23 protein-coding genes, 1 tRNA gene and 1 pseudogene are annotated in these 22,274 nt (G+C 64.1%); 15 read left to right on the top strand and 10 right to left on the bottom strand.

The genetic code is table 11. The features are described 5' to 3' along the window. The first annotated feature begins 78 nt into the window (after window positions 1-78). A complete protein-coding gene (locus IVB07_RS17610) occupies window positions 79-468 on the top strand; it encodes a hypothetical protein (protein ID WP_247336645.1) in 390 nt (129 codons plus the stop codon). A 242-nt stretch (window positions 469-710) separates the two neighbouring features. Here IVB07_RS17610 and IVB07_RS17615 read toward each other — a convergent pair whose 3' ends face one another. Beyond that, the gene (locus IVB07_RS17615; RefSeq protein WP_247362603.1) at window positions 711-1,892 is read right to left on the bottom strand and encodes a GNAT family N-acetyltransferase; all 1,182 of its coding nucleotides are present in this window, start codon (window positions 1,890-1,892) and stop codon (window positions 711-713) included. A gap of 126 nt (window positions 1,893-2,018) precedes the next feature. On the opposite strand from IVB07_RS17615, the gene IVB07_RS17620 reads away from it, so the two are divergent. After that, entirely contained in the window at window positions 2,019-3,062 is a 1,044-nt protein-coding gene (locus IVB07_RS17620) for a polysaccharide deacetylase family protein (protein ID WP_247767764.1), read from the top strand. Between the two features lie 21 nt (window positions 3,063-3,083). On the opposite strand, the gene IVB07_RS17625 is transcribed toward IVB07_RS17620, so the two are convergent. Beyond that, complete coding sequence (locus tag IVB07_RS17625) at window positions 3,084-3,305, bottom strand: DUF2842 domain-containing protein (RefSeq protein WP_007603477.1); 222 nt, start codon at window positions 3,303-3,305, stop codon at window positions 3,084-3,086. A 93-nt stretch (window positions 3,306-3,398) separates the two neighbouring features. Here IVB07_RS17625 and IVB07_RS17630 point away from each other — a divergent pair, with 93 nt between their 5' ends. Further along, entirely contained in the window at window positions 3,399-4,481 is a 1,083-nt protein-coding gene (locus IVB07_RS17630; protein WP_018455126.1) for a COX15/CtaA family protein, read from the top strand. Window positions 4,482-4,494: 13 nt separating this feature from the next. Here the strand turns inward: IVB07_RS17630 and IVB07_RS17635 are convergent, their stop codons facing one another. The 4 genes from IVB07_RS17635 to IVB07_RS17650 all read right to left on the bottom strand — a co-directional run bounded on the left by IVB07_RS17635 (window position 4,495) and on the right by IVB07_RS17650 (window position 7,901). Beyond that, window positions 4,495-4,839: a hypothetical protein gene (locus IVB07_RS17635; protein WP_018455125.1), complete on the bottom strand. Its 345-nt coding sequence runs from the start codon at window positions 4,837-4,839 to the stop codon at window positions 4,495-4,497. A 121-nt stretch (window positions 4,840-4,960) separates the two neighbouring features. Further along, complete coding sequence (locus IVB07_RS17640; protein ID WP_018455124.1) at window positions 4,961-6,241, bottom strand: O-acetylhomoserine aminocarboxypropyltransferase; 1,281 nt, start codon at window positions 6,239-6,241, stop codon at window positions 4,961-4,963. A 138-nt stretch (window positions 6,242-6,379) separates the two neighbouring features. Next, window positions 6,380-6,964: a CoA-binding protein gene (locus tag IVB07_RS17645; protein WP_018455123.1), complete on the bottom strand. Its 585-nt coding sequence runs from the start codon at window positions 6,962-6,964 to the stop codon at window positions 6,380-6,382. A 112-nt stretch (window positions 6,965-7,076) separates the two neighbouring features. Next, window positions 7,077-7,901, bottom strand: coding sequence for an enoyl-CoA hydratase (locus IVB07_RS17650; protein WP_018455122.1), 825 nt, complete (start codon window positions 7,899-7,901; stop codon window positions 7,077-7,079). A gap of 86 nt (window positions 7,902-7,987) precedes the next feature. On the opposite strand from IVB07_RS17650, the gene IVB07_RS17655 reads away from it, so the two are divergent. From IVB07_RS17655 to IVB07_RS17680, 6 genes are all read left to right on the top strand, one after another. Further along, entirely contained in the window at window positions 7,988-8,416 is a 429-nt protein-coding gene (locus IVB07_RS17655) for a PaaI family thioesterase (RefSeq protein WP_007603483.1), read from the top strand. 157 nt (window positions 8,417-8,573) lie between these two features. After that, complete coding sequence (gene rplM / locus IVB07_RS17660) at window positions 8,574-9,038, top strand: 50S ribosomal protein L13 (protein ID WP_018455120.1); 465 nt, start codon at window positions 8,574-8,576, stop codon at window positions 9,036-9,038. A gap of 1 nt (window position 9,039) precedes the next feature. Beyond that, complete coding sequence (gene rpsI / locus IVB07_RS17665; protein WP_007603485.1) at window positions 9,040-9,519, top strand: 30S ribosomal protein S9; 480 nt, start codon at window positions 9,040-9,042, stop codon at window positions 9,517-9,519. 229 nt (window positions 9,520-9,748) lie between these two features. Beyond that, window positions 9,749-10,981, top strand: a complete 1,233-nt coding sequence (locus IVB07_RS17670) for a GGDEF domain-containing protein (RefSeq protein ID WP_018455119.1) — start codon at window positions 9,749-9,751, stop codon at window positions 10,979-10,981. Between the two features lie 57 nt (window positions 10,982-11,038). Then, a complete protein-coding gene (locus IVB07_RS17675; RefSeq protein ID WP_018455118.1) occupies window positions 11,039-11,275 on the top strand; it encodes a hypothetical protein in 237 nt (78 codons plus the stop codon). 101 nt (window positions 11,276-11,376) lie between these two features. Further along, complete coding sequence (locus IVB07_RS17680) at window positions 11,377-11,673, top strand: antibiotic biosynthesis monooxygenase family protein (protein ID WP_018455117.1); 297 nt, start codon at window positions 11,377-11,379, stop codon at window positions 11,671-11,673. Window positions 11,674-11,679: 6 nt separating this feature from the next. On the opposite strand, the gene IVB07_RS17685 is transcribed toward IVB07_RS17680, so the two are convergent. After that, complete coding sequence (locus IVB07_RS17685; RefSeq protein ID WP_247767805.1) at window positions 11,680-12,816, bottom strand: AI-2E family transporter; 1,137 nt, start codon at window positions 12,814-12,816, stop codon at window positions 11,680-11,682. A gap of 136 nt (window positions 12,817-12,952) precedes the next feature. Here IVB07_RS17685 and IVB07_RS17690 point away from each other — a divergent pair, with 136 nt between their 5' ends. Both IVB07_RS17690 and IVB07_RS17695 read left to right on the top strand, forming a co-directional pair. Beyond that, window positions 12,953-13,657, top strand: a complete 705-nt coding sequence (locus tag IVB07_RS17690) for a hypothetical protein (protein ID WP_026232881.1) — start codon at window positions 12,953-12,955, stop codon at window positions 13,655-13,657. Window positions 13,658-13,747: 90 nt separating this feature from the next. Beyond that, window positions 13,748-14,521 (top strand): gamma-glutamyl-gamma-aminobutyrate hydrolase family protein, encoded by a 774-nt coding sequence (locus tag IVB07_RS17695; protein ID WP_018455114.1) that lies wholly within the window; start codon window positions 13,748-13,750, stop codon window positions 14,519-14,521. Between the two features lie 318 nt (window positions 14,522-14,839). On the opposite strand, the gene glnA is transcribed toward IVB07_RS17695, so the two are convergent. Continuing rightward, window positions 14,840-16,249: a type I glutamate--ammonia ligase gene (gene glnA / locus IVB07_RS17700; protein WP_007603494.1), complete on the bottom strand. Its 1,410-nt coding sequence runs from the start codon at window positions 16,247-16,249 to the stop codon at window positions 14,840-14,842. Window positions 16,250-16,398: 149 nt separating this feature from the next. Further along, entirely contained in the window at window positions 16,399-16,737 is a 339-nt protein-coding gene (locus IVB07_RS17705) for a P-II family nitrogen regulator (RefSeq protein ID WP_007603495.1), read from the bottom strand. Window positions 16,738-17,117: 380 nt separating this feature from the next. On the opposite strand from IVB07_RS17705, the gene IVB07_RS17710 reads away from it, so the two are divergent. Beyond that, a complete protein-coding gene (locus IVB07_RS17710; protein ID WP_018455113.1) occupies window positions 17,118-18,617 on the top strand; it encodes a bifunctional ADP-dependent NAD(P)H-hydrate dehydratase/NAD(P)H-hydrate epimerase in 1,500 nt (499 codons plus the stop codon). Next, window positions 18,617-19,058 (top strand): annotated as a pseudogene (locus tag IVB07_RS17715) (GNAT family N-acetyltransferase). Before IVB07_RS17710 ends, IVB07_RS17715 begins: the two are co-directional and overlap by 1 nt. A 1-nt stretch (window position 19,059) precedes the next feature. Here the strand turns inward: IVB07_RS17715 and IVB07_RS17720 are convergent. Then, entirely contained in the window at window positions 19,060-20,364 is a 1,305-nt protein-coding gene (locus tag IVB07_RS17720; RefSeq protein ID WP_018455111.1) for a multicopper oxidase domain-containing protein, read from the bottom strand. Between the two features lie 153 nt (window positions 20,365-20,517). On the opposite strand from IVB07_RS17720, the gene IVB07_RS17725 reads away from it, so the two are divergent. Further along, window positions 20,518-20,602, top strand: a tRNA-Leu gene (locus tag IVB07_RS17725). Between the two features lie 173 nt (window positions 20,603-20,775). Beyond that, window positions 20,776-22,137: a trigger factor gene (gene tig / locus IVB07_RS17730; protein WP_018455110.1), complete on the top strand. Its 1,362-nt coding sequence runs from the start codon at window positions 20,776-20,778 to the stop codon at window positions 22,135-22,137. The last annotated feature ends 137 nt before the right edge of the window (window positions 22,138-22,274 follow it).

Genomic DNA, 22,274 nt, shown 5'->3' on the forward strand with positions numbered 1-22,274 from the left:
CCTCGACACGATATCGCGCGTCAACAGCTCGACCGCGTCACGATCGATGCGGTAGGCTCTGGCGCGGGCAATGATCTGATGTTCACAGGTCTGGGGGAACGTCAGGATATGAAGGGCTTTTTTGTGGGGCTATTCTGCGGCGCCATTGCCGTTGCCAGCGTTTGGGCGGCTATCAACTGGTGGAAGCCTCAACGCTCGCCCGCCGACGACGCGCTGTACGATCATTGTCTCGCGGGTAACGGCGGCAACGCGGTCGCCTGCGATGCATTCATGCGGGTGTATGCCCGCGCGAAGGCAAAGGACGCTGCTTTAGAAAAAATATTGAAAGAGGGAAGCGCGAAGATGGTTGCCTCTGGGGCCAGCAAGCGAGAGATCGTGGAGTGGGCTATTAAGATGGGGGCGGTTGGCTCGCAAATAAGCGACGCTGCGGGCATAACCCTTCAGGACCTTCAGGCCGACCGATACTAAGTTGCGCGCGCATCGGGGTCGCGTAGGGGGACGCGCGTGGTGCGGTCTGGGCTGTTCGACGCATTCGCGTATAGTCAGCGCTCGAACGCATCAGCGCGCCCCTGCGAACCCCACGCGCAGGGAACACGGTGAAAGGGACACTATTGGGACACCCGGTTTGGTTTCCCAGACCGTTCAAGTGGTTACAGAGAGCTTCACTCTCCCACAAGGGGAGAAGGTGGGCAGTCGTGCAATGGCGAGAGCTACCCGAACGCTCGCCGCAGCCGCTGCGCCAGGTCGAACAACATCTGGTTCTGTTTCACCAGCCGCTTGCCGTGGCTCAGCGAGGACATCGCCATGGCCGCGAGCTTTCCGCGTGACGTCAGCGGAACGAAACTGTCGAAGATGTCCTGGTCGTCCTTGCAGAACATCCGCTTGTACTCGTCCGAGCCGATGCCGAGGTCGAGCGAGCGGTAGCCGCGCTCGGCGCAGCGGTCGATGATGTAGCGCATCAGGATCAGCCCGGGGCTGTAGCGGGCGTGCTCGGACATCGTGTAGGTGTTGAACATCATCGAGAAGCGCTGGCCGTCGGCGACGCCAGCGAAGATTGCGATCACCTCGTCGTCGCATTCGAGCGCGTGGATGTCGATGACGCGGCCGTCGCCGCGTGGTGCAAGGCAGGCGCTGCGGACGAATTGCTCGACGCCGGGCTCTGCGAAGACGTTGGGCAGCTTCTGTTCGGCCATCCGAGCCGGCTTGATACGGAAGAACCAGTCGAGCAGGCGGGTGATGTCCGCATCGGTGGTCGCCAAATGATAGCGATGGCCGGCGAGCGCCTGGAGCTTCTTCTCCTTGCTCTTGAGGCGGCGGCGGAAGGAGTTGCTGATCCGCGATGCCGGCGGACCGCCCGGTTCCATCGTGAGCAGCGGGCAGCCGTTGATCGCGCTTTGGCGTGGCAAATGCGCGAACGGGTTCTGCTGGTCGTTCCAGTGCAGCGGCTGCTGCGTCAGTGCGAGCACGTCGGCATGTTCGTTGAGCGGCGCAAGCAGCGCGTCGAGATCACCGCTGGCGACCTGCGCTGCAAATTCGGCGTTCCACAAGCCCATGTTGAAGGTCGTATGCTTGCCGCCCATGAAGCAGGCGGTGCGCACGCCGTGGCTTTGGCGCAGCGAGAGCGGCAGCAGCAGCAGCGGCCGATGCTCGGAGTCGCGGGCAATGACGATAAAGGGGCGGGCGCGTTCCTGCTCGCCGACCAGACGCTGCCAGGGACTGAGCAGATCAAATCGCTGATAGGGCGTGAAGAGATGACCGGGCTGCTCGAAGGCGCGCCAGACGGCCTCGGCCGCGCCGAGATCGGTCACGATATCGACATGCGCGATGCGGCCCGCTGTCGACTGCGCTGGCAATTCTGCCGTCCGGCTTTGCATCGCCGCAGCCATGGTCATTCGCGAACCTGTCGAGAAATCAAAAATATGCGTAATTCGGCCTGTGGCCGACCTTTGCAAAGAAATGTCAACAAAGGGTAATGACTACAAGAGGGGACCGGCCGCCGACGGGCGCGAGGTGGGACATTGGCATCCGACGACAGATGGCTGGAACGGCTGCGACTTGAGCTGACCTGGTTCACGGGCCAGGCTGCGCTGCGCAGTCGTGGAGCCGGCGCCATCCTGCGCTTTGCGCATGTGCGGTCGCGCCGGCGCGGCGGGTTTCAGCCGCTGCGCGAGAACGAGATCACGCCGCATTTCCTCGATCGCGCCATTCGCGCGCTGAAGCGGTGGAACTATGATTTCGTCGGCATGGACGAGGTCTGCCGGCGCGCGGTGACGCTGTCGGAACAGCGGCGCTTCGTGGCACTCACCTTCGACGGCGCCGGCAAGGATCTGATCGACTTTGCCTATCCGGTGCTGGCGCGCCACGCCGTGCCCTTCACGATCTATGTGCCCACGGCGTTTCCCGACGGCGTCGGTGAGGCCTGGTGGCTCGGACTCGAACAGGTGATCGCGCGCGAGAGCCGTGTCAGTCTCTTGATGGGCGAGAAGGAGCAGCGCTTCACTGTGACTGGCAACGCGGAGAAGCAGGCGCTGTTTTCGTTCCTCGAGGCCTGGCTGCGCTCGCTGCCGCCGGCGGATGTGTCGGCTGCGATCGCAGACCTCTGCACGCGCTACCGGGTCGACCTTGCCGCGCTCTCACGCGAGGCATCGATGAATTGGGAGGATCTGGCAAGGCTTTCGGCCGATCCGCTGGTGACAATCGGCAGTGCGACCGTGAACTATCCCGTTCTCGCCAACATGAAGGATGCGGCCGCACTGCGCGAGATGACGATGGGCAAGGCGGTGGCGGAGGCGGCCTTCGATCGCGACATCCGGCATCTCGCCTTTCCGTTCGGTGATCGCGCCTCGTTCCGGCGCAGCCATGTCATCATGGCGGAGGAGGCGGGCTTTGCCAGCGCGGTGACGACGATCCCGGGCGTGGTGGACGCGGAGGGACGCACCAATCTGAGCGCGCTGCCGCGCATTTCCTGGGACGGCCGGGTGCGCTCGCTGCGCATGATGCGGGTGCTGGTGTCGGGGGTCGCTTTTGCGCCGGTGAAGCCGACTGGCACTGCTGGGACCTAGAAGCGCTACGAACTGGAAGCGCTACGAACTCGACTTGGCCCGGTCCGGCCGCTGCATCCAGCTCACGATCGGCATCGCCGGCAGCACCCAGCCCATGCCGACCACCACGTAGTAGATCGCCTGCCGCCAGCCGGATTCGGCGATCCACGGCATCTGCGCCAGCGCCATGCCGAGCAGTGCCCAGACGGTGGCGAGCACCAGGAGCAGGATGGTGCCGAGGAACTTGCGAGTGCGGATCGTCATGACGGAATATCGCGGCTTTCGCGTAACTTGCGCTGCGGGAGCGGGGGACTATAAGGGGCACGCAGTCCGGTTCAAGCTCTGGTTTTGCCTCGAATGACGACGAATTCCGCCCCGTCCGAGCCGTATCGCGCCGTGCGCTGGTGGCTGATCTCAGTGGCTGCGCTGATCGCGCTGATGGTGCTGGTCGGAGGCGCAACGCGGCTGACGGAATCCGGGCTCTCGATCGTCGAGTGGAAGCCGGTCACGGGCAGCGTGCCGCCACTTTCGGAAGCGCAGTGGACGGCGGCCTTCGAGGCCTACAAGACGATCCCGCAATATCGCGAACTCAACGCCGGCATGAGCCTGTCCGAGTTCAAGGAGATCTTCTGGTGGGAATGGAGCCATCGGCTGCTCGGCCGTTTCATCGGCGTCGCCTATCTGTTGCCGTTCCTGTTCTTCCTCTGGCGCGGCGGCCTGTCCGGTGAGTTGAAGCGGCGGCTGTGGCTATTGTTTGGGCTCGGCGGCCTCCAGGGCGCGGTCGGCTGGTGGATGGTGGCCTCGGGGCTGTCCGAACGCGTCGAGGTGTCGCAATATCGGCTGGCGACACATCTTATGCTCGCGCTCGTGATCTTCGCCGGCATCGTCTGGACGGTGCGGCGGCTCGCCGGGCGTCCGCAGATCGCAGCATCGTCGCGGCTGCGCTTTACCAGCGCCTTGCTCCTCGCGGTGACCTTTATCCAGATCTATTTTGGTGCTCTGGTTGCGGGCCTGCGCGCCGGCCGCGCCTACAACACCTGGCCGCAGATCGACGGCGCGTTCATTCCCTCAGGGGAGCGGCTGTGGTTCGAGACGCCGTGGTGGCGCAACATGTTCGACAATGTGCTGACGGTGCAGTTCGAGCACCGGATGACGGCCTATGCGCTGTTCGCGCTGGCGGCGTTGCACGCGTTCGACGCCGTGCGTTCACGCGCGGGTTCGGCGGCAAGCGGCGCGCTTTTGCTGCTGGGCGCGGTCAGCCTGCAAGCATTGCTCGGCATCCTCACGCTGCTCAACCAGGTGCCGATCGATCTCGCGCTCGCGCATCAGGCAGTCGCCATCGTGGTGCTGACGCTTGCGGTGATGCAGACAGAGCGGCTCGCGACGCGTGGCGCAACCGAAGCGCAGCCGCGCGCCGTTCCCGTCGGTCAGGCCGGCTGATCGGATCTGCTCTTCAGCAATAGCCGTAGATGCCGCACGAGTAGGGCAGGCGCCAGAAATAATCGACCTGCTTCCCGCCGTAATACGCGCCCTGGTAATCGTAGTCCCAGGGGCGGCCGTAATAGCCCGGCAGCGTGTGCGAGCCCGGCAGCAGTGGCGTACCCGGTAAATTGCGGATGTAGCTGCCGATGCCGTAGGCCGGCGAGATCAGCGCATCCGGATCGGTCTCGACATAGACCTGCGGCAGTTCCTGCGGCGGAGCGGCGGCCCGCCGCCTCGGCGTGGCCGGCAGATCGGCGGCGAACGCAGCTGAGACTGTCAACATCGCCGCAAGGGCAGGCACCATCCAGCGCAGCATCGTCGGCTCCGAATCAAAGGGGGCGATCCAGTGACGATGTATGCGGCAGATATGGTTAATGACTGTTAACTGGAGCCGGACTCCCGGGGCACATCAAAGCGCCCCGGAATGTCCAGGACAGCTACGTGCCCAGTGCCTGTTCCAGATCGGCGATCAAATCTTCCTTGTCCTCGATGCCGATCGAGAGCCGCACCACGTCGGGGCCGGCGCCGGACTTGACCTTGGCGGCGTCGTCGAGCTGGCTGTGCGTGGTCGAGGCCGGATGGATGACCAGCGAGCGGGTGTCGCCGACATTGGCCAGATGCGAGAACAGCTGCAACTTCGACACCAGGCTGACGCCGGCATCGTAGCCGCCCTTCAGGCTGAAGGTGAACACGGCGCCGGCACCCTTCGGCGCGTATTTGCGCGCGAGCTGGTTGTACTTGTCGCTTGCAAGGCCCGCATAGTTCACCGCGGCCACCGCCGGATGGCCGGCGAGGAATTCGGCGACCGCTTTCGCGTTGTCGCAGTGCTTCTGCATACGCAGCGGCAATGTCTCGATGCCGGTGAGGATCATGAAGGCGTTGAATGGCGACAGCGCGGGTCCGAGGTCGCGCAGGCCGAGCACGCGGCAGGCGATCGCGAAGGCGAAATTGCCAAACGTCTCCTGCAGCCGGATGCCGTGATATTCGGGCCGCGGCTCCGATAACATCGGATATTTGCCGCCGGTCGACCAGTCGAAAGTGCCGGCATCGACGATGATGCCGCCGATCGAATTGCCGTGGCCGCCGAGAAATTTCGTCAGCGAGTGCACGACGATGTCGGCGCCGTGGTCGATCGGGCGGATCAGATAGGGTGAGGCCAGCGTATTGTCGACGATGAGCGGTACGCCCGCCTTGCGCCCCACCGTCGAGATCGCCTCGATGTCGGTGATGCTGCCGGCGGGATTGGCGATGGACTCGATGAAGATCGCTTTCGTGCGCGGCGTGACCGCGCGTTCGAAGCTCGCGATGTCGTCGGGATCGGCCCACACCACGTTCCAGCCGAAGCTCTTGAACGCGTGGGTGAACTGGTTGATCGAGCCGCCATAAAGCTTTCGCGCGGCGATGAACTCGTCGCCGGGCTGGAGCAATTGCTGCAACACCACGACCTGCGCGGCATGGCCCGAGGCCACCGCCAGCGCGGCCGTGCCGCCTTCGAGCGCCGCGACGCGCTCTTCCAGCACGGCGTTGGTGGGATTGCCGATGCGGGTATAGATGTTGCCGAAGGCCTGCAGGCCGAACAGAGAGGCGGCGTGGTCGGCGTCGTTGAAGACGAACGACGTCGTTTGATAGATCGGAGTCGCGCGCGCACCAGTGGTGGGATCGGGCTGTGCACCGGCATGCACGGCGAGGGTCGAAAATCCCGGAAGGCGATCGCTCATTGAGGGCGTCCTGTTCTCGTGGTCTGAAATCGCGCGGCATGCTGATTGGCGCCGCGGCTGCCGTCAAGGCGCGGCTTCACATCGAAACGATCGTGCTACGCATTGTCGCGTTCGCGAAATGAAACCTTCGCAATTGCGTCAGCTTTGCTCGGTCTTGTTTTTGGCGGCGCGGTCCGATGCCGCAGTGTCGCCGCCGCCGACACTCATCCGATTGAGGGATAGCCGCATGCCCTGCGTCGGCACCGGAGCGCGTTTCGAGCTCAGCGTGCGTGAATTGACGCCCATCCACGAGATCTCCGACGACAGGCGGCCATATTCGATCTTGGGGCAGCGGTTCATCACCACCTTGATACCGACCGATTCCGCCTTCAGCGCCGCCGCATCGTCGCGCGCCCCCAACTGCATCCAGATCACCATCGGCAGCGGATCGAGCGTGAGGGCTTCCTCGACCACGGGCATGATGTGGCTGGAGTTGCGGAAAATGTCGATCATGTCGACGGGACGGCCGATGTCGGACAGCGAGGCGACGAAGGGTTTTCCGAGCAGCTCCTTGCCGACATGGCCGGGATTGACTGGGATCATGTCGTAGCCACGCTGGGCCAGATATTTGAACGCGAAATAGCTCGGCCGCACGTTGGCCGGCGAGGCGCCGACCATCGCGATCGATTTCACGTTGTTGAGGATGCCCCGGATGTAATTGTCGGGATAGGCGTCGTGGTTCATTGGCTCATCTTTTCGGGCTCACGCCGTCATTGCGAGGAGCGAAGCGACGAAGCAATCCAGTCTGTCTCCGAGGAGGGATTCTGGATTGCTTCGCTTCGCTCGCAATGACGAATTACTCATCCCGCCATGTCGGCGTGCGCTTCTCGATGAAGGCGCCGATGCCTTCCTCGGCGTCGCGCGCCATCATGTTCTCGGTCATCACCTCTGCCGCATAGCGATAGGCATCTGCAAGGTTCATCTCGGCCTGGCGGTAGAACGCCTCCTTGCCGAGCTTGACGGTATAGGCGGATTTCAGCGCGACCTGTTCGGCGAGCGCAATGGCGGCATGGCGCTCGTTGCCGGCGGCGACGACACGATTGACGAGCCCGATCTCGCGGGCGCGTGCGGCCGGGATCGGCTCGCCTGTCAGCAACATCTCCATCGCCTGCTTGCGCGGCACATTGCGCGACAGCGCCACCATTGGCGTCGAGCAGAACAGGCCGATGTCGACGCCGGGAGTGGCGAAGTGTGCTGCTTCCGAGGCGATCGCGAGATCGCAGCTTGCCACGAGTTGGCAGCCGGCCGCGGTCGCGATGCCCTGGACGGATGCGACCACGGGCTTGGGCAGGTGCACGATCGCCTGCATCATCGCGCTGCAGGCGGTCATCATCTCGGCGAAGAAGGCACGGCCCCGATCCGGATCGGCGCGACGCGCGGTCAGCTCCTTCATGTCGTGGCCGGCGGAGAAGGCGGGACCGTTGGCCGCGATCACGACGCCGCGGACGGTCTTGTCGTCGCGGATCTCGTTGAGCTCGGCGTGCAGGCTTGCGATCATCGCCGCCGACAGGCTGTTGCGGGCGGTCGGGCGGTTGAGGGTCAGGACCGCGATAGGGCCGACGGTCTCGCGCAGCAGGATCGGCAGTTGCGGGGAGGGGGCGCGGGCGGCCTGGACGGACATCAAAGCGTTTCCGGTTGGATTTTTGCGATTGGATGACGCAGATAACTTAATGTAACAGGGGACGTGAAGCGAGGGTGAGGGGCAGCATGGCGTTAGCGAAAATGAGCGTGGCGGAGCTCGAGCAGTTCCTCCGCAACGAGTTTCCCCAGGCCTTCAGCGGCGACGACATCACGATCGAGAGCGCGGACGGTCAGGCCTGCCTTTTGCGTCAGCGCTATAGCGAAAAGATGCTGCGGCCGGGTGGAACCGTGTCCGGCCCGACCCTGATGGCGCTCGCCGATTTCGCGATGTACGTGGTGCTGTTGTCCGCGATCGGGCCGATCGGGCTCGCGGTGACCACCAATCTCAACATTAACTTCCTGCGCAAGGGCCAGCCCGGGCAGGACGTGCTGGCGGAGGCGCGGCTGCTCAAGCTCGGCAAGCGCCTCGCAGTCGGTGAGGTGAAGCTATTGTCCGGCACCTCGCCCGACCCGATTGCGCATGTCACCTCGACCTATTCCATTCCAAACGTTTGAACTTTTTACGGGTATCTTAATACCATATTTCTAAGTCGTTGATATTGAACAAGTAAATTCCGCATTTGGGCATTGACCGCGGCGCCTCTGTTCTCTAGAAAACCGCCAGTCCGGTGCGGTGTTCGCGCCGATGCTCCCCGTTCACGGAAACTCTGACATGAAAACCTTTTCGGCAAAGCCGGCTGAGGTGACGAAGAAGTGGGTACTGATCGACGCCAAGGGTCTGGTCGTCGGCCGTCTCGCCACCATCGTCGCCATGCGCCTGCGCGGCAAGCACCTCCCGACCTACACCCCGCACGTTGATTGCGGCGACAACATCATCATCATCAACGCGCAGCATGCGGTTCTCACCGGCCGCAAGCGCGAGCAGAAGACCTATTACAAGCACACCGGCTATGTCGGCCACGTCAAGGAGCGCACCGCGCGCCAGATCCTGGAGGGCAAGCATCCCGAGCGCGTGCTCGAGAAGGCCGTCGAGCGCATGATCCCGCGTGGCCCGCTCGGTCGCGTCCAGATGGGCAACCTCCGCGTCTATGGCGGCGCCGATCATCCGCACGAGGCCCAGACGCCCGAGAAGATCGACATCGCCAAGTTGAACCGCAAGAACACGAGGGCCGCATAACATGGCCGAATCCATCCAGTCGCTCGACCAGCTCTCGCAGCTCAAGACGGCGGCCGCGCCCGACGCGCCCAAGCACGAGAAGAAAGTCGACAAGTTCAACCGCGCCTATGCAACCGGCAAGCGCAAGGACGCGGTCGCCCGCGTCTGGATTAAGCCAGGCGCCGGCAAGGTCACGGTCAACGCGCGCGAGGTCGAGGTCTATTTCGCCCGTCCCGTGCTGCGCATGATGATCGAGCAGCCGTTCTCCGTGGCCGCGCGGTCCGGCCAGTATGACGTGATCTGCACCGTCGCCGGCGGTGGTCTGTCCGGCCAGGCCGGTGCCGTCCGTCACGGCATCTCCAAGGCACTGACCTATTTCGAGCCGGAGCTGCGCACCGTGCTCAAAAAGGGCGGCTTCCTCACCCGCGACTCCCGCGTGGTCGAGCGCAAGAAGTACGGCAAGGCCAAGGCCCGCCGGTCCTTCCAGTTCTCGAAACGTTAATCGCATCGGTCGCATTCGTCGCGAAAGCGGCTTCAATGAAATGCAAAAGGGCGCTGATTTCAGCGCCCTTTTTGCTGTTCGTTTGTATGCAAATTGATGACGTGTTTCCTGAAAACTTGGGCTCGCATGAAAACCTGAATGGAACCCGCGGGACATAGCGTCGCTTTTGGAAGGGCGCGCAAATCGGTTGATCCGATCGCGTAACTGCTATGTCTAGAAGGGGGCCGACATGATGTCGCTCGATAGCATCACGCTCTATTTGGTCGCCACCATGGTCGCCGCACTGCTCGGCGCCATGATGGTGTTTTTCGGAAGGCAGGAGAATAGCGCTGCGCTGAAATGGTGGGGCACCGCCTATCTCCTCGGCGCCGCATCGGTCGCGCTCTGGACGGCGGCGGGCGACAGATTGGGGCCGCATCTTTACCTTGCGCTGAACGCGGTCGGCTTCGTCGCGTGCGGCATGGTGTGGAATGCGGCGCGCGTCTTCCACGGCCGCAAGCCGAATTGGCCGGGTCTCCTGGTCGGCGCGCTCGCCTGGGTCGCTGCCGCCACGTTGCTCGATCCCGCCGCGTCCATGCTGCGCATGATCGTCGGCGCCGGCATCGTGTCGGTCTATGCGGCGTTGACCGCCAGCGAGCTCTGGGTCGAGCGACGCAAGAGCCTGCAACGGCGCTGGCCGGCCTTCGTGGTGCCGGTGATGCACGGCTGCGTCTTGATGCTGCCGATCGTGCTCGGCAGCTTCCTGCGTCCGCACGATGCGGGTTTCGCCAGCAGCATCTGGGTCACCGTGTTCGCGGTCGAGCTCGTGCTTTATGCCGTCGGCACCGTGTTCGTGATCTTCATGCTGGTGTCCGAGCGCACCGTCACCGCGCACCGGACCGCCGCCTCCACCGATCCGCTGACCGGCATGCTCAACCGCCGCGGCTTCTCGGAAGCCTGCGGGCGCGTGATCGAGCGCGAGGCAAAGGCCGGACGTCCCGTGACCGTGATGATCTTCGATATCGATCATTTCAAGTCGATCAACGACCGGTTCGGCCATCCCGCCGGCGACGAGATGCTGAAACTGTTCTCGACCGTCGTCGTCAGCAATCTGCGCATCAGCGACATGTCGGGTCGCATCGGCGGCGAGGAGTTCGCCGCCCTCCTGCCGTGTTCGCTCGAGGAGGGCGTGCTGGTCGCTGAGCGCGTGCGCGAGGCCTTCGAGACCTCCGGCGTCGTCGTCGACGAGGGCCCGGTCGACACCACCGTCAGCATCGGCGTCGCCGGCGGTCCGGCCGGCACCGAGCTCGAAGTGCTGCTGGCCTCGGCCGACACCGCGCTCTACCAGGCCAAGCGCGGCGGCCGAAACCGCGTCGAGTCGGCGGAGGAGCTGCCACTGTCGCTGGAGAACTGGCGCCGCCAGAGCGCCGCGCGGATCGGCGTGCCCAACACGCAGTCCAAAGCGCAGCCGGCGACCGCCTAGGCAAAGGAGGCCTCGCGGTAATCCCCTGTTTACCATTCGATCCCTACCATTGCGGTCATGGAATCGATCCGTCGACAGAACCCGCAGACCGCCTTGATGTCGCTCGAAGCCGCGGCGACTTCGGCACGCGGCGGCTTCGCGTGCCTGTTCTCGACCGCGGACGAATACGAGAGCGCGCTGATCACCGAGCGCCGCGCCCAGGGGCGCTACACGCAAGGCCGCAATTACTGGCCGCTCGCGCTGTTCGCCGGTTGTGCGCTGATGGTGGTGGGCACCGTTCTGCTGCTCGCCTGAGTGATCTGCATTCTTGGACCGGGCAGGGCGCCGTTTCGGCGCCTTTTTCTTTGTCGCGGGCTGCGGTAGACACGCCCATCGAACAAAATGGGTGGAAACAGATGATCACCGAGATCGCGCAAATCGACGTCAAGCCGGGCAGCGAGAAGGATTTTGAGGCCGCCGTTGCCAAGGCGAAGGCCGCTTTCGGCCGCTCCAAGGGTTTTCACGGTTTCGAGCTGCACAAGTCGATCGAGAAGCCGCAGCGCTATCGTCTGATGGTGAAGTGGGAGACGCTCGAGAACCACACCGTCGATTTTCGCGGCTCCGAGAATTTCACCGAATGGCGCGGCCTCGTCGGCCAGTATTTTGCGGCACCGCCTGAGGTGGAGCACACCGAAACCGTGCTCATCACCTGAGGCGGCTCAGGCCGCCTCCGCCAGAGGCGGCGCTTCATACGTCTTGAAATGGTCGATCACGACTTTGGCGATGGCGACCAGTGGCAGCGCCAGCGCCAGGCCCCAGATCCCGAACACGACGCCGAGCAGGATCTGGAACGCGAACAGCGTGGCCGGCGGAATGTCCAGTGCCTGCCGCTGCAGCAGGGGCGTCAGCACGTAGCTCTCCATGGCGTGGACGCCCATGAAGAGGAGAAACGCCGACAGCGCCGGAATCCATCCTGAGGCGAGGCTCGCCAGCACGACCACGACGCCGGCTATGATGGCGCCGACGGTCGGAATGAAGCCGAGCAGTCCCGCCTGAATCCCGAGAATGAAGGAGCCCGGGATGCCGATGATGAGAAGCCCGATCCAGGTTACCGCGCCGACCGCGAGCATGACGATCATCTGTGCGATCAGCCATCGTTCAAGTGTCTCGCTGACGCGGTCGATGATGACGGCCGTGCGCGCGCGATGTTTTGCAGGCGCGATGAACAGCAATCCCTCGCGATAGACGCTGGGTTGGGCGGCGAAGGCGACTCCCAGAAACAGCACGATGAAGATGTTTCCCACGCCGTGGATGGTGCCAAGCAGCAGCTTGAACGTCTGGCTCACGATCGCCCCGCCGCTGGAGGCAAGGGCGCCTGCGCCGGATATTGCCCCGCGCGACGCCGTGCCGGCCGACGGCGTCGGCTCCGGTTGCGCGTCGGGAGACGAACCGGGTCCGGAGCTCCCGAAATCGAAGAAGCTGGTGTCGATGCCGTGATTGTCCAGGAATGATTTGACGTTGCCGATCTGGGATTTGATGGTTTTGCTGAGTCCCGCCGCCTGATCGGCGATGGTGGCGCCGCCGAGATATGCGATGCCCGCGAGCATCAGCGCGAGGGCCAAGCAGACGATCGCGAGCCGCAGCGTATGCGGAAGACGCGCGTGCCGGCCAAGCGCGTTGGTCAGCGCGTTGAGCCCAAGGCCCAGCAGCACCCCGGCGAAGATCAGGAGCAGGGTGGTGGCGAAGTACCAGGAGAACGCGAGCAGCACGGCGAACAGCACCACACCGATGCCGCCGACCGAAATGCCCCAAGCCAGATCAAAACGGGTCGGGGGTCGTTCATTCGGGAATGTGATCACGCAATGTCCTTTAGGTGGACCGGGGGGCACTCTTTCGACAAACACGCTTTTGATCAAGACCGCGTCAACGCGCTGGTTTGACGCTGCCGTATGAACGGTGCAGACCGACGAGGAGAGAACAGGTGGGGCGCGCTTGAGTTTCATCAGCAAATGGGTGGGTCTGCTCGGGCTTCTGGCCGTGCTCGTGATTGGCGACCAGATCCGGATCAATCGGCCCGGTCACAAATATCGCCTCGCGGTCGAGGTGACGACGCCTGACGGGATCAAGACCGGGTCGGGCATTCTGTCCGTCGTGCCCGATCGCGGCTATAGCCGGGGCGGCCGCACCACGATGCGCGGCGAGGCCGTGTTCGTCGACCTCGGCCGGGGAAAGAATGTGGTGGCATTGCTCGCGCATCAGCAGGGCGCGAAGCTCGATCTCGACGACATCAACTATGTCGCGCTCCGCGCTTATGGCGCTGCGCGAGGCAACCGCGTCTCGTTCAACGAGCTCAACCGGCAGACCGGCGTCGTCGCGGTGCAGGGCGACCTAATGCCCGTGCTGGTGAGCTTTGGCGATCCCCTGGACCCTACGACCGCGCGCCTTGTCGCCGGCGACCATGTGGAGGCGGTGCTGGGCGACGGTTACGCACTCCGTGGCCTTACCGCCGAAACAGTGCCCAACGGGCTTTGGCCGATCGATTTCGGTGGCGCGCTCGGGGAGCCCGTGACGCGCGGAATCGAGACGAAACTGCCCTGGTTGGCTGCGCCGGGCGACCCGGCGGCGACCGCGCTGAAGATCGCCGGCCTGCCCCTTGGCGGCGCGATCGTGGCCCGGGAGGCATTTGCGCGAAAATAGCATTGCCGTCCCGCGTACCCTTCTGTTGAATTTGTTCCACCCTAGGGGCATGTTTGGAGAATCGTCTTCGGCGAGAGGTCTGAACGGGAGATGAGAAAGCCGGTCGTCGGCGTGATCGGGAACGCCCATCGCGTTGAGAATCGATTTCAGGTCCAGATGGTCGGCGAGCGTAATCTGCGCGCCGTGGCCGAGGTTTCCGGCGGTCTGCCGGTGATGTTCGCGGGCTCGCCCGACATCACCGATATCGGCGCGCTGCTCGATACCGTCGACGGAATCGTGCTCACCGGCGCCCGCGCCAACGTCCATCCGACCCGTTTCAACGTCGATCCGTGTGAGGCGCACGAGCCCTACGACATCCACCGCGACGAGGTGGCGCTGGCGCTCTCGGTCGCCTGCGTTGCCCGCGGTATCCCGCTGTTCGGCATCTGCAGGGGCCTCCAGGAGATGAACGTCGCCTTCGGCGGCTCGCTGCATCCCGAGATCCGCGAAATCCCGGGCCGCATGAACCATCGCATGCCAAGGCTTGAGAACGGTGAGATCCATCCCGACCCGACAGTGGTGTTCGCCGATCGTCACGACGTCGATCTGACACCGGGCGGCGCGTTCGCGGAATTGCTCGGCTGTGACAAGATCAGGGTCAATTCGCTGCACGGCCAGGGCATCCTCGATCCCGGCAAGCGCGTGCTGATCGAGGGCATTGCCGAGGACGGCACCATCGAGGCGATCCGCATCGCGGAAGCCAAGACCTTTGCGCTCGGCGTGCAATGGCACGCCGAATACGACCCGCAGCACAATCCGATCAACCGAAAACTGTTCGAGGCGTTCGGTCAGGCCATGGTGGCGAAGCAGCGCGCGGCGGCGTAGCTGCGGGGCTGCGCCGAGGCCTATAAGGCTATCGATCGTTGCGACCGGCGGCGGAGGATTGGCGATTTTCGCAAACAGGCACGAGAACTAGTCTCCAGGATGGATTTCGCGGCGCTGAATGCATCCTGCGAATTACCAACAGCGCTCGCGATCTCTCGGGCGCAATAAACCAGATATCAAGAATTGATGCGCGCCAGTTTTCTCGATTCCGATTCGTTCTTTGAGAACGAAATGGAGTCAGACGCAGAACGAAACTCGATGACCACAAAAAAGGCGCCCCGAGGGGCGCCTTTCGTGCGTCGTGGTCGTTCGGGCCACCTAGCCCGAATAGTACATCTCGAACTCGACCGGGTGCGGGGTCATTTCGAAGCGGGCGACTTCGGTCATCTTCAGCTCGATATAGGCGTCGATGAAATCGTCGTCGAACACGCCGCCGTTCTTCAGGAAGCCGCGGTCCTTGTCGAGGTTTTCGAGCGCCTCGCGCAAGCTGCCGCACACCGTCGGGATCTGCTTCAGCTCTTCCTTCGGCAGATCGTAGAGGTCCTTGTCCATCGCCGGACCCGGATCGATCTTGTTCTTGATGCCGTCGAGGCCAGCCATCAGCATCGCGGCGAAACCGAGATAGGGATTGGCGAGCGGATCGGGGAAGCGCACCTCGACACGCTTGGCCTTCGGCGAAGCAGTGTAGGGGATCCGGCAGGAGGCCGAGCGGTTGCGCGCGGAATAGGCGAGCAGCACGGGAGCCTCATAGCCGGGGACCAGACGCTTGTAGGAGTTGGTCGACGGATTGGTGAAGGCGTTGATCGCCTTGGCGTGCTTGATGATGCCCCCGATGTAGTGGAGGCAGGTCTCCGACAGGTCGGCGTATTTGTTGCCGGCGAACACCGGCTTGCCGTCCTTCCAGATCGACTGGTGCACGTGCATGCCCGAGCCGTTGTCGCCGAAGACCGGCTTCGGCATGAAGGTGGCGGTCTTGCCGTAGATGTGCGCGACCTGGTGGATGCAGTATTTGTAGATCTGCATGTGGTCGGCCATCAGCGTCAGCGTGTCGAACTTCATGCCGAGCTCGTGCTGGGCGGAGGCGACTTCGTGATGGTGCTTCTCGACCTTCACACCCATCTTGGCCATGGCGCCGAGCATCTCCGAGCGCATGTCCTGCACGGAATCCTGCGGCGGCACCGGGAAGTAGCCGCCCTTGGTGCGGACACGATGGCCGAGATTGCCGCCTTCATATTCGGTGTCGGAGTTGGTCGGCAGCTCCGAGGAGTCGAGGCGGAAGCCGGTGCTGTAGGGATTGGCGGAGAAGCGCACGTCGTCGAACACGAAGAATTCGGCTTCGGGGCCGACGAAGACGGTGTCGCCAACGCCCATCGACTTCACCATCGCCTCGGCCTTCTTGGCGATGCCGCGGGGATCGCGGTTGTAGGGCTCGCCGGTGGTCGGCTCGAGCACGTCGCAGGTGATGACCATGGTGGTCTCGGCGAAGAACGGATCGATCGTCGCGGTCACCGGATCGGGCATCAGGCACATGTCGGACTCGTTGATCGCCTTCCAGCCGGCGATCGATGAGCCGTCGAACATCGTGCCTTCGGCGAAAATGTCCTCATCGATCATGCTGATGTCGAAGGTGACGTGCTGCCACTTGCCGCGCGGATCGGTGAAGCGCAGGTCGACGTATTTGACGTCGTTGTCCTTGATCGATTTCAGGACGTCTTTGGCGGTCTTCATGCATACCCCTTTTGGCTCTGCGGGTCGGTTTCCAAACTTCGAGCGACCGTGTTCACGCTTCTTGAGGCGCGCGAGGCACAAACAAAACGAGGCCGCCGAAGCAGCCTATTTCTTGTCAGAATGTCGCAAAATGCGGGATAGCACCCGGCTCAGATAGCGTCCAGCCCGGATTCGCCGGTTCGGATGCGGATCGCCTCTTCGATGTTGGAGACGAAAATCTTGCCGTCGCCGATGCGCCCGGTTTGCGCGGCGCGGCGGATTGCGTCGATGGCGCGCTCGACCAGATCGTCGCCGATCACGATCTCGATCTTCACCTTGGGCAGGAAGTCGACGATGTATTCTGCGCCGCGGTACAGCTCGGCGTGACCCTTCTGCCGGCCGAAGCCCTTGGCTTCGGTGACGGTGATGCCCTGAAGGCCGACTTCCTGAAGCGCTTCCTTCACCTCGTCGAGCTTGAATGGCTTGATGATGGCTTCGATTTTCTTCACTGCGCGCCTCCCGGCCTTTCGAACAAATAGCAACGTCTTCGTCAGGATGCGCTTTCTTAACGCACGATCTTGTCTTCGCTATGCCGGGATCCCTGACCAGTCCGGCAACAACGGCCGGCCACACCCTGATAAATGCCAGTGAGCACGACGAACCGAAGCGACTTCCGCGAAAGCAGGGTCTATGCCAAGTTGCAAATGCCCTGATTATTGGAGCGTTATCAGCCTTTTAACGTGCAGCTCTGATAGGTGGCGCCGACCCGCACAAAATACCGCAGACTACGAAATAGGCAAACGGTTCAATACTTGTGCAGATCGTTGTTCCGCCGGATAGCCCGGTGCGGAACGTGCCTGTTGAAAAGGCTTTTGGACAGGGAAGTGGCATGGAAGTTCTGACCAACGCCGAAATGCAGCGCGCCGACCAGCTCAGCATTGCAGCAGGCACCCCCGGATTCAAGCTGATGCTCAGCGCCGGCCAGGCGGTCGCCGAGGCCGCGAACGCACTGGTGGAGCAGGGGCCGATCCTGATCGTGGCCGGCCCGGGCAACAACGGCGGGGACGGTTTTGTCGCAGCCGCCGAGCTCGCCGCGCAAGGCCGCGAGGTCTCGGTGATCCTGATGTGCGAGCGGGACCAGCTCCAGGGCGACGCGGCCTCGGCGGCGCGGGGTTGGAAACACCCGGTGCTCCCGTTCAACCCGCAGGCGATCGGGCGACCGGCGCTGATCATCGATGCGCTGTTCGGCGCGGGCCTCAGCCGTCCCGTCGAGGGCGAGGCGCGTGAGATGATCGAGGCGATCAACGCCAATGGTGCGCCGGTGCTCGCGGTCGACCTGCCGAGCGGCATCAACGGCACCAGCGCGGCCGTGCTGGGCGTGGCCGTGAACGCCGCCGAGACCGTCACCTTCTTCCGCAAGAAGCCGGCGCATCTGCTGCTGCCGGGGCGCATGCATTGCGGTCACGTCCGCGTCGCCGACATCGGCATCGAGGCGCAGGTGCTGGACGAGATCGCGCCGCGGATTTTTGAGAACGATCCGGACTTCTGGGGCTCGGCCTTTCCGGTGCCGCGCATCGACGGCCATAAATACGCGCGAGGTCATGTGCTGGCGGTCTCGGGCGATGCGGCGGCGACCGGTGCGGCGCGGCTCGCCGCGCGCGGGGCGCTGCGCGCCGGCGCGGGCCTGGTGACTCTGGCCACGCCGCGTGATGCGCTGGCGATCAATGCGGCTGCGCTCACCGCGGTGATGGTTCACCCCGTCGATACCGCCATCGAGTTCGGCGAGCTGCTCGGCGACAAGCGCTACAACACCTGCATCATCGGCCCTGGCGCGGGCGTCGGCGAGCGCACCTGCGATCTCGTCCACACGGCGCTTACCTCCCAGCGGCGCCTGGTGCTCGACGCGGATGCGCTGACGAGCTTTGCCGCCAATCCCGAGCGCCTGTTCGAATCGATCAAGACGTCGCAGGACAAGGCGGTGGTGCTGACGCCGCACGAGGGCGAGTTCCCGCGGCTGTTCTCCGACCTCAGCAATAAACATCCGGGGCGCTCGAAGATCGAGCGCGTGCGCGCCGCCGCCGAGCGCTCCGGCGCGGTCGTGCTGCTGAAGGGCGCCGACACCACGATTGCCGCGCCCGACGGCCGCGCCACTATCGCCGCCAACGCTCCGCCCTGGCTCGCCACCGCGGGTGCCGGCGACGTCCTCGCCGGCATCATCGCAGGCCTCCTTGCGCAGGGCGTCCCGGCGTTCGAAGCCGCCAGCATCGCGGTGTGGATGCATGGCGAAGCGGCGAGCGAGGCGGGGCCGGGCCTGATCGCGGAGGATCTCACCGAGACGCTGCCCGCCGTGCACCGACGGATCTATCATGCGCTGGGGATCGAGTACTAATGCTCAGGCCGCTCGCGCTCACCGATATGGGCGCGGCGGCGCAGGTTCACCGGGCTGCATTCGACCATGCGCTGCCCTGGCTTTGCTGGGCTGCATACGCCGGATGAGGACCGCTGGTTCTACCGCGAGCATGTCTTGGCGACGTGCCGCGTGTGGGGACGCTTCGATGCCGATGTACTGAGCGGAATCATCGCTGTCCGTGACGGCTGGGTCGAGCAGCTTTACGTGCTTCCTGCTGTTCAAGGGCGCGGCGTCGGCACCGAACTCCTCGATATCGCCAAGCGGGCCAGCGAACAGCTGGAGCTCTGGACCTTCCAGCGCAACGCGTTGGCGGGCCGCTTCTATGAAGCGCGCGGGTTCACGCTGATCGAGCAGACCAACGGGACCCGAAACGAGGAGAAAGAACCGGACGCTCGCTATCTTTGGACGCGTGGCCGATAGCTCACTCCACCCCGTACCAGCGCACCAGCCGCGGCGCGGCCCAGTCGGTGACGACGGATTCGATCAGCCACCGCCCGGGAGAGGCCGCAGCGAATGCGATGCGCTGGGTCTGGCCGGGTTCGATCGCGAGCGTGTCGAGCCAATAGGGCTTCCAGCCGTCGTCGAGCTTGTCGAGCAGGCGGAAATGGTGGCCGTGGAGATGGAAGACGGTTGCGACGGAGGCGGGGTTCTTGAGGGCCAACACGACGGTGCGGCCGGCCTTGGTGCGAAAGGCGGGGGCGGAGGACGTCGAGAAATTTGCGGCCCGTACCCACCCGGCGTCGGCTGCCCCGAGAGCGACATCGAATCGCAGGGCGCCCCTCAGATCGAGCCGGTCGGGCAGGTCATTCGGAGGGAGTGGCAAGAGCGGCAACGGCGGCGCGCGCCGGTCAAGCTTGCCGGAGACCGTCAGGCGGCCGACCTGGCGCGCCTCCTTGCCGTCATGCAGCAGGAATGGGGCCGATGTGGCCGCATCCACGAAGGCGTCGGCGCGTGCGCCGGGAGCCAGCACCAGCGCGCCGTTGCGAGCCGGGAACGGCTCAGCCGGCTGTCCGTCCAGGGCCACCACGTGGACCTCGTGACTTTCCAATTTGATCGCCAGAACAGAACGTTGCGAGCCGTTGATAAAGCGCAGCCGCAGCCGCTCATTTGCTGAAGCTGAGAGTTCGAATGAAGTCGTTCCGTTGATTGTATAGAGCGGGGATGTGTCCTTCGGGTCCCGGCCCGGGGCAAGTGCGGTCCCATCCGGCCGCAGCCGCCACTCCTCGATCAAGAGGACCACGTCGCGATCGGCGGCGACCGTGTTGGTCTCGGTGGCGATGATCGGAAGCGGGCGCGCGGGCTGCTTCAGGCCGTCCTCGAACAGCCGGAAGTCGGCCAACAGGGTTCCCGCGGTTGGCACTGAAATGATTGATGTTTCCGTCGCGTCCGGGGCCGTCGGTGCGCGACCCCGAAGCGGGTCGGCCGCGGCCGGGCCATTGAGGCCGTACCAAACTGGTGCAAGCGGCACAGGCAGGTCGTTGCGGAAGACCACCTCGCAGCGGTCGCCACGTTTGAGGCGGACATCCCCGAGATGGCTGACGGCGGCCAGCTCCCAGATGGGTATAGCCGGCTGCCCCGACCTCAGAGCCAGCGTTGCCGGCCTTGCCTGAAGCGCGAGTTGGGCGGTCACGGCCGGGACTGCGCCGCCCGCCGTCAGCCCGGCCGCAGAGGCGCCAAATCCGGCCAAAACCTCGCGCCTCGTCAGGTCGAAGATCCGCGTTTTCATGGGCCGATCCGGACCACGCCGTGCTGGATAAGTCCAGCCGTCGTGCCTAGGTGAAGCCTGCCTCTATCGGGCCATTTTTTTGCTGCGAACAGGCGGGCACATGCTATAAGCCCGCCGCCCGCGGCATCGCGGCCGGTCTTGATGCAAATTTACGCGGGCGTGGCGGAACTGGTAGACGCGCTGGATTTAGGTTCCAGTGACGAAAGTTGTGGGGGTTCGAGTCCCTCCGCCCGCACCAAGCGCTTTCAGCGTTTGCACGGATTACGCGATCTGCTCCCGCGCGGATGTTTGTCCGCCGGAAGTCGGTCCGATGAACCACCGGCGTTGAGGCGTTCGCCTCGCGCCGGATCGATTAATGACAGCGTCCCGACGCATGCGCGCCGGGACCGAACGAGAAGAAGATTGGACACCATGCAGGTCACAGAAACCCTCTCGGAAGGTTTGAAGCGCGAGTTCAAGATCAGCGTTCCCGCGTCTGATCTCGACGCCAAGGCCGGTGCCAAGCTCGTCGACCTCAAGGACAAGGTTCGCATCAACGGCTTCCGTCCCGGCAAGGTGCCGGTCACGCACCTCAAGAAGGTCTATGGCCGCTCGGTGATGGCCGAGACCATCGACCAGACCATCCGCGACACCAACACTCAGCTGTTCTCCGAGCGCGGCTTCCGCCTGGCGACCGAACCGAAGATCACCATGCCGACCGAGCAGGCCGAGGTCGAGGAGCTGCTCAACGGCAAAACCGATCTGACCTACACGGTTGCGATCGAGGTGGTGCCGTCGATTGCGCTCGCCGACTTCAAGACCTTCGAGGTCGAAAAGCCTGTGGCCGAAGTCACCGACGCCGACGTCGACGAGGCGATCAAGCGCATCGCCGATTCGAACCGTGGCTATGCCGCGAAGGGCGAGGGCGCCAAGGCCGAATCGGGTGATCGCGTCACCGTCGCCTTTAAGGGCACCATCAACGGCGAAGCCTTCGAAGGCGGCGCCGGCGAGGGCATCCAGGTGGTGATCGGATCCAACACCTTCATCCCCGGCTTCGAAGAGCAGCTCATCGGCATCGCCGCCAACGAGACCCGCACGCTGAAGGTGGCGTTCCCCAAGAACTACATGAACGACAAGCTCGCCGGCCAGCCGGCCGAGTTCGAGACCACCGCGACGCTGATCGAGGCGCCGCAGGATCTCGCGATCGACGACGAGTTCGCGAAGACGCTCGGCCTGGAATCGCTGGACAAGCTGAAGGAAGCGGCGCGCGAGCGGCTGGTGGCCGAGTTCGCGACCGCGACCCGCCAGCGCGTCAAGCGCGCGCTGCTCGACCGCCTCGACGAGGCCCATCGCTTCGAGGCTCCGCCCTCGCTGGTCGACGAGGAGTTCAATCTGATGTGGAACTCGGTGAAGGCCGAGATGGAGTCCGCCGGCAAGACCTTCGCCGACGAAGACACCACTGAAGACGCCGCCAAGGAAGAGTACCGCAAGATCGCCGATCGTCGCGTGCGGCTCGGCCTCGTGCTCTCGGAGATCGGCGAGAAGAACAAGATCTCCGTGACCGATGACGAGGTCGGCCGCGCCGTGATCGAGCGGGCGCGCTCGATGCCGGGCCGCGAGAAGGAGGTCTGGGACTATTACCGCAGCAACGCCCAAGCCTTGGCCCAGCTTCGTGCACCGATCTATGAGGACAAGGTCGTCGACTTCATCCTCGAGCTTGCCAAGGTGACCGAGAAGAAGGTCTCGCGCGACGATCTCTACAAGGACGACGAGGCGGAAAAGACCGCGGCCTGAGGGCTCCAGAAGAGCCTTTAGGAGAGCCTCCAGGATAGCCTTGCATTAAGGATGATCAGCGAAGAGGTCGAGCTAGCCAGGTGGCCGGCTGGGCCTCTTTGTACGAATCAGCTTCAACTGCCTCACGGATTAAGCCT

Origin of the sequence: Bradyrhizobium sp. 172 (assembly GCF_023101065.1) — a bacterium.
Taxonomy (GTDB): Bacteria; Pseudomonadota; Alphaproteobacteria; order Rhizobiales; family Xanthobacteraceae; genus Bradyrhizobium; species Bradyrhizobium canariense_D.

Bases quoted from the DNA above. Each gene is read 5' to 3' on its own strand.
- rplM (WP_018455120.1), top strand. From the start codon at position 8,574: ATGAAAACCTTTTCGGCAAAGCCGGCTGAGGTGACGAAGAAGTGGGTA.
- IVB07_RS17630 (WP_018455126.1), top strand. From the start codon at position 3,399: ATGACGACGAATTCCGCCCCGTCCGAGCCGTATCGCGCCGTGCGCTGG.
- IVB07_RS17710 (WP_018455113.1), top strand. From the start codon at position 17,118: ATGGAAGTTCTGACCAACGCCGAAATGCAGCGCGCCGACCAGCTCAGC.
- IVB07_RS17635 (WP_018455125.1), bottom strand. From the start codon at position 4,839: ATGCTGCGCTGGATGGTGCCTGCCCTTGCGGCGATGTTGACAGTCTCA.
- IVB07_RS17675 (WP_018455118.1), top strand. From the start codon at position 11,039: ATGGAATCGATCCGTCGACAGAACCCGCAGACCGCCTTGATGTCGCTC.
- IVB07_RS17695 (WP_018455114.1), top strand. From the start codon at position 13,748: ATGAGAAAGCCGGTCGTCGGCGTGATCGGGAACGCCCATCGCGTTGAG.
- IVB07_RS17610 (WP_247336645.1), top strand. From the start codon at position 79: ATGTTCACAGGTCTGGGGGAACGTCAGGATATGAAGGGCTTTTTTGTG.
- IVB07_RS17650 (WP_018455122.1), bottom strand. From the start codon at position 7,901: ATGTCCGTCCAGGCCGCCCGCGCCCCCTCCCCGCAACTGCCGATCCTG.
- IVB07_RS17655 (WP_007603483.1), top strand. From the start codon at position 7,988: ATGGCGTTAGCGAAAATGAGCGTGGCGGAGCTCGAGCAGTTCCTCCGC.
- IVB07_RS17645 (WP_018455123.1), bottom strand. From the start codon at position 6,964: ATGAACCACGACGCCTATCCCGACAATTACATCCGGGGCATCCTCAAC.
- rpsI (WP_007603485.1), top strand. From the start codon at position 9,040: ATGGCCGAATCCATCCAGTCGCTCGACCAGCTCTCGCAGCTCAAGACG.
- IVB07_RS17615 (WP_247362603.1), bottom strand. From the start codon at position 1,892: ATGACCATGGCTGCGGCGATGCAAAGCCGGACGGCAGAATTGCCAGCG.
- IVB07_RS17625 (WP_007603477.1), bottom strand. From the start codon at position 3,305: ATGACGATCCGCACTCGCAAGTTCCTCGGCACCATCCTGCTCCTGGTG.
- IVB07_RS17640 (WP_018455124.1), bottom strand. From the start codon at position 6,241: ATGAGCGATCGCCTTCCGGGATTTTCGACCCTCGCCGTGCATGCCGGT.
- tig (WP_018455110.1), top strand. From the start codon at position 20,776: ATGCAGGTCACAGAAACCCTCTCGGAAGGTTTGAAGCGCGAGTTCAAG.
- IVB07_RS17720 (WP_018455111.1), bottom strand. From the start codon at position 20,364: ATGAAAACGCGGATCTTCGACCTGACGAGGCGCGAGGTTTTGGCCGGA.
- glnA (WP_007603494.1), bottom strand. From the start codon at position 16,249: ATGAAGACCGCCAAAGACGTCCTGAAATCGATCAAGGACAACGACGTC.
- IVB07_RS17670 (WP_018455119.1), top strand. From the start codon at position 9,749: ATGATGTCGCTCGATAGCATCACGCTCTATTTGGTCGCCACCATGGTC.
- IVB07_RS17680 (WP_018455117.1), top strand. From the start codon at position 11,377: ATGATCACCGAGATCGCGCAAATCGACGTCAAGCCGGGCAGCGAGAAG.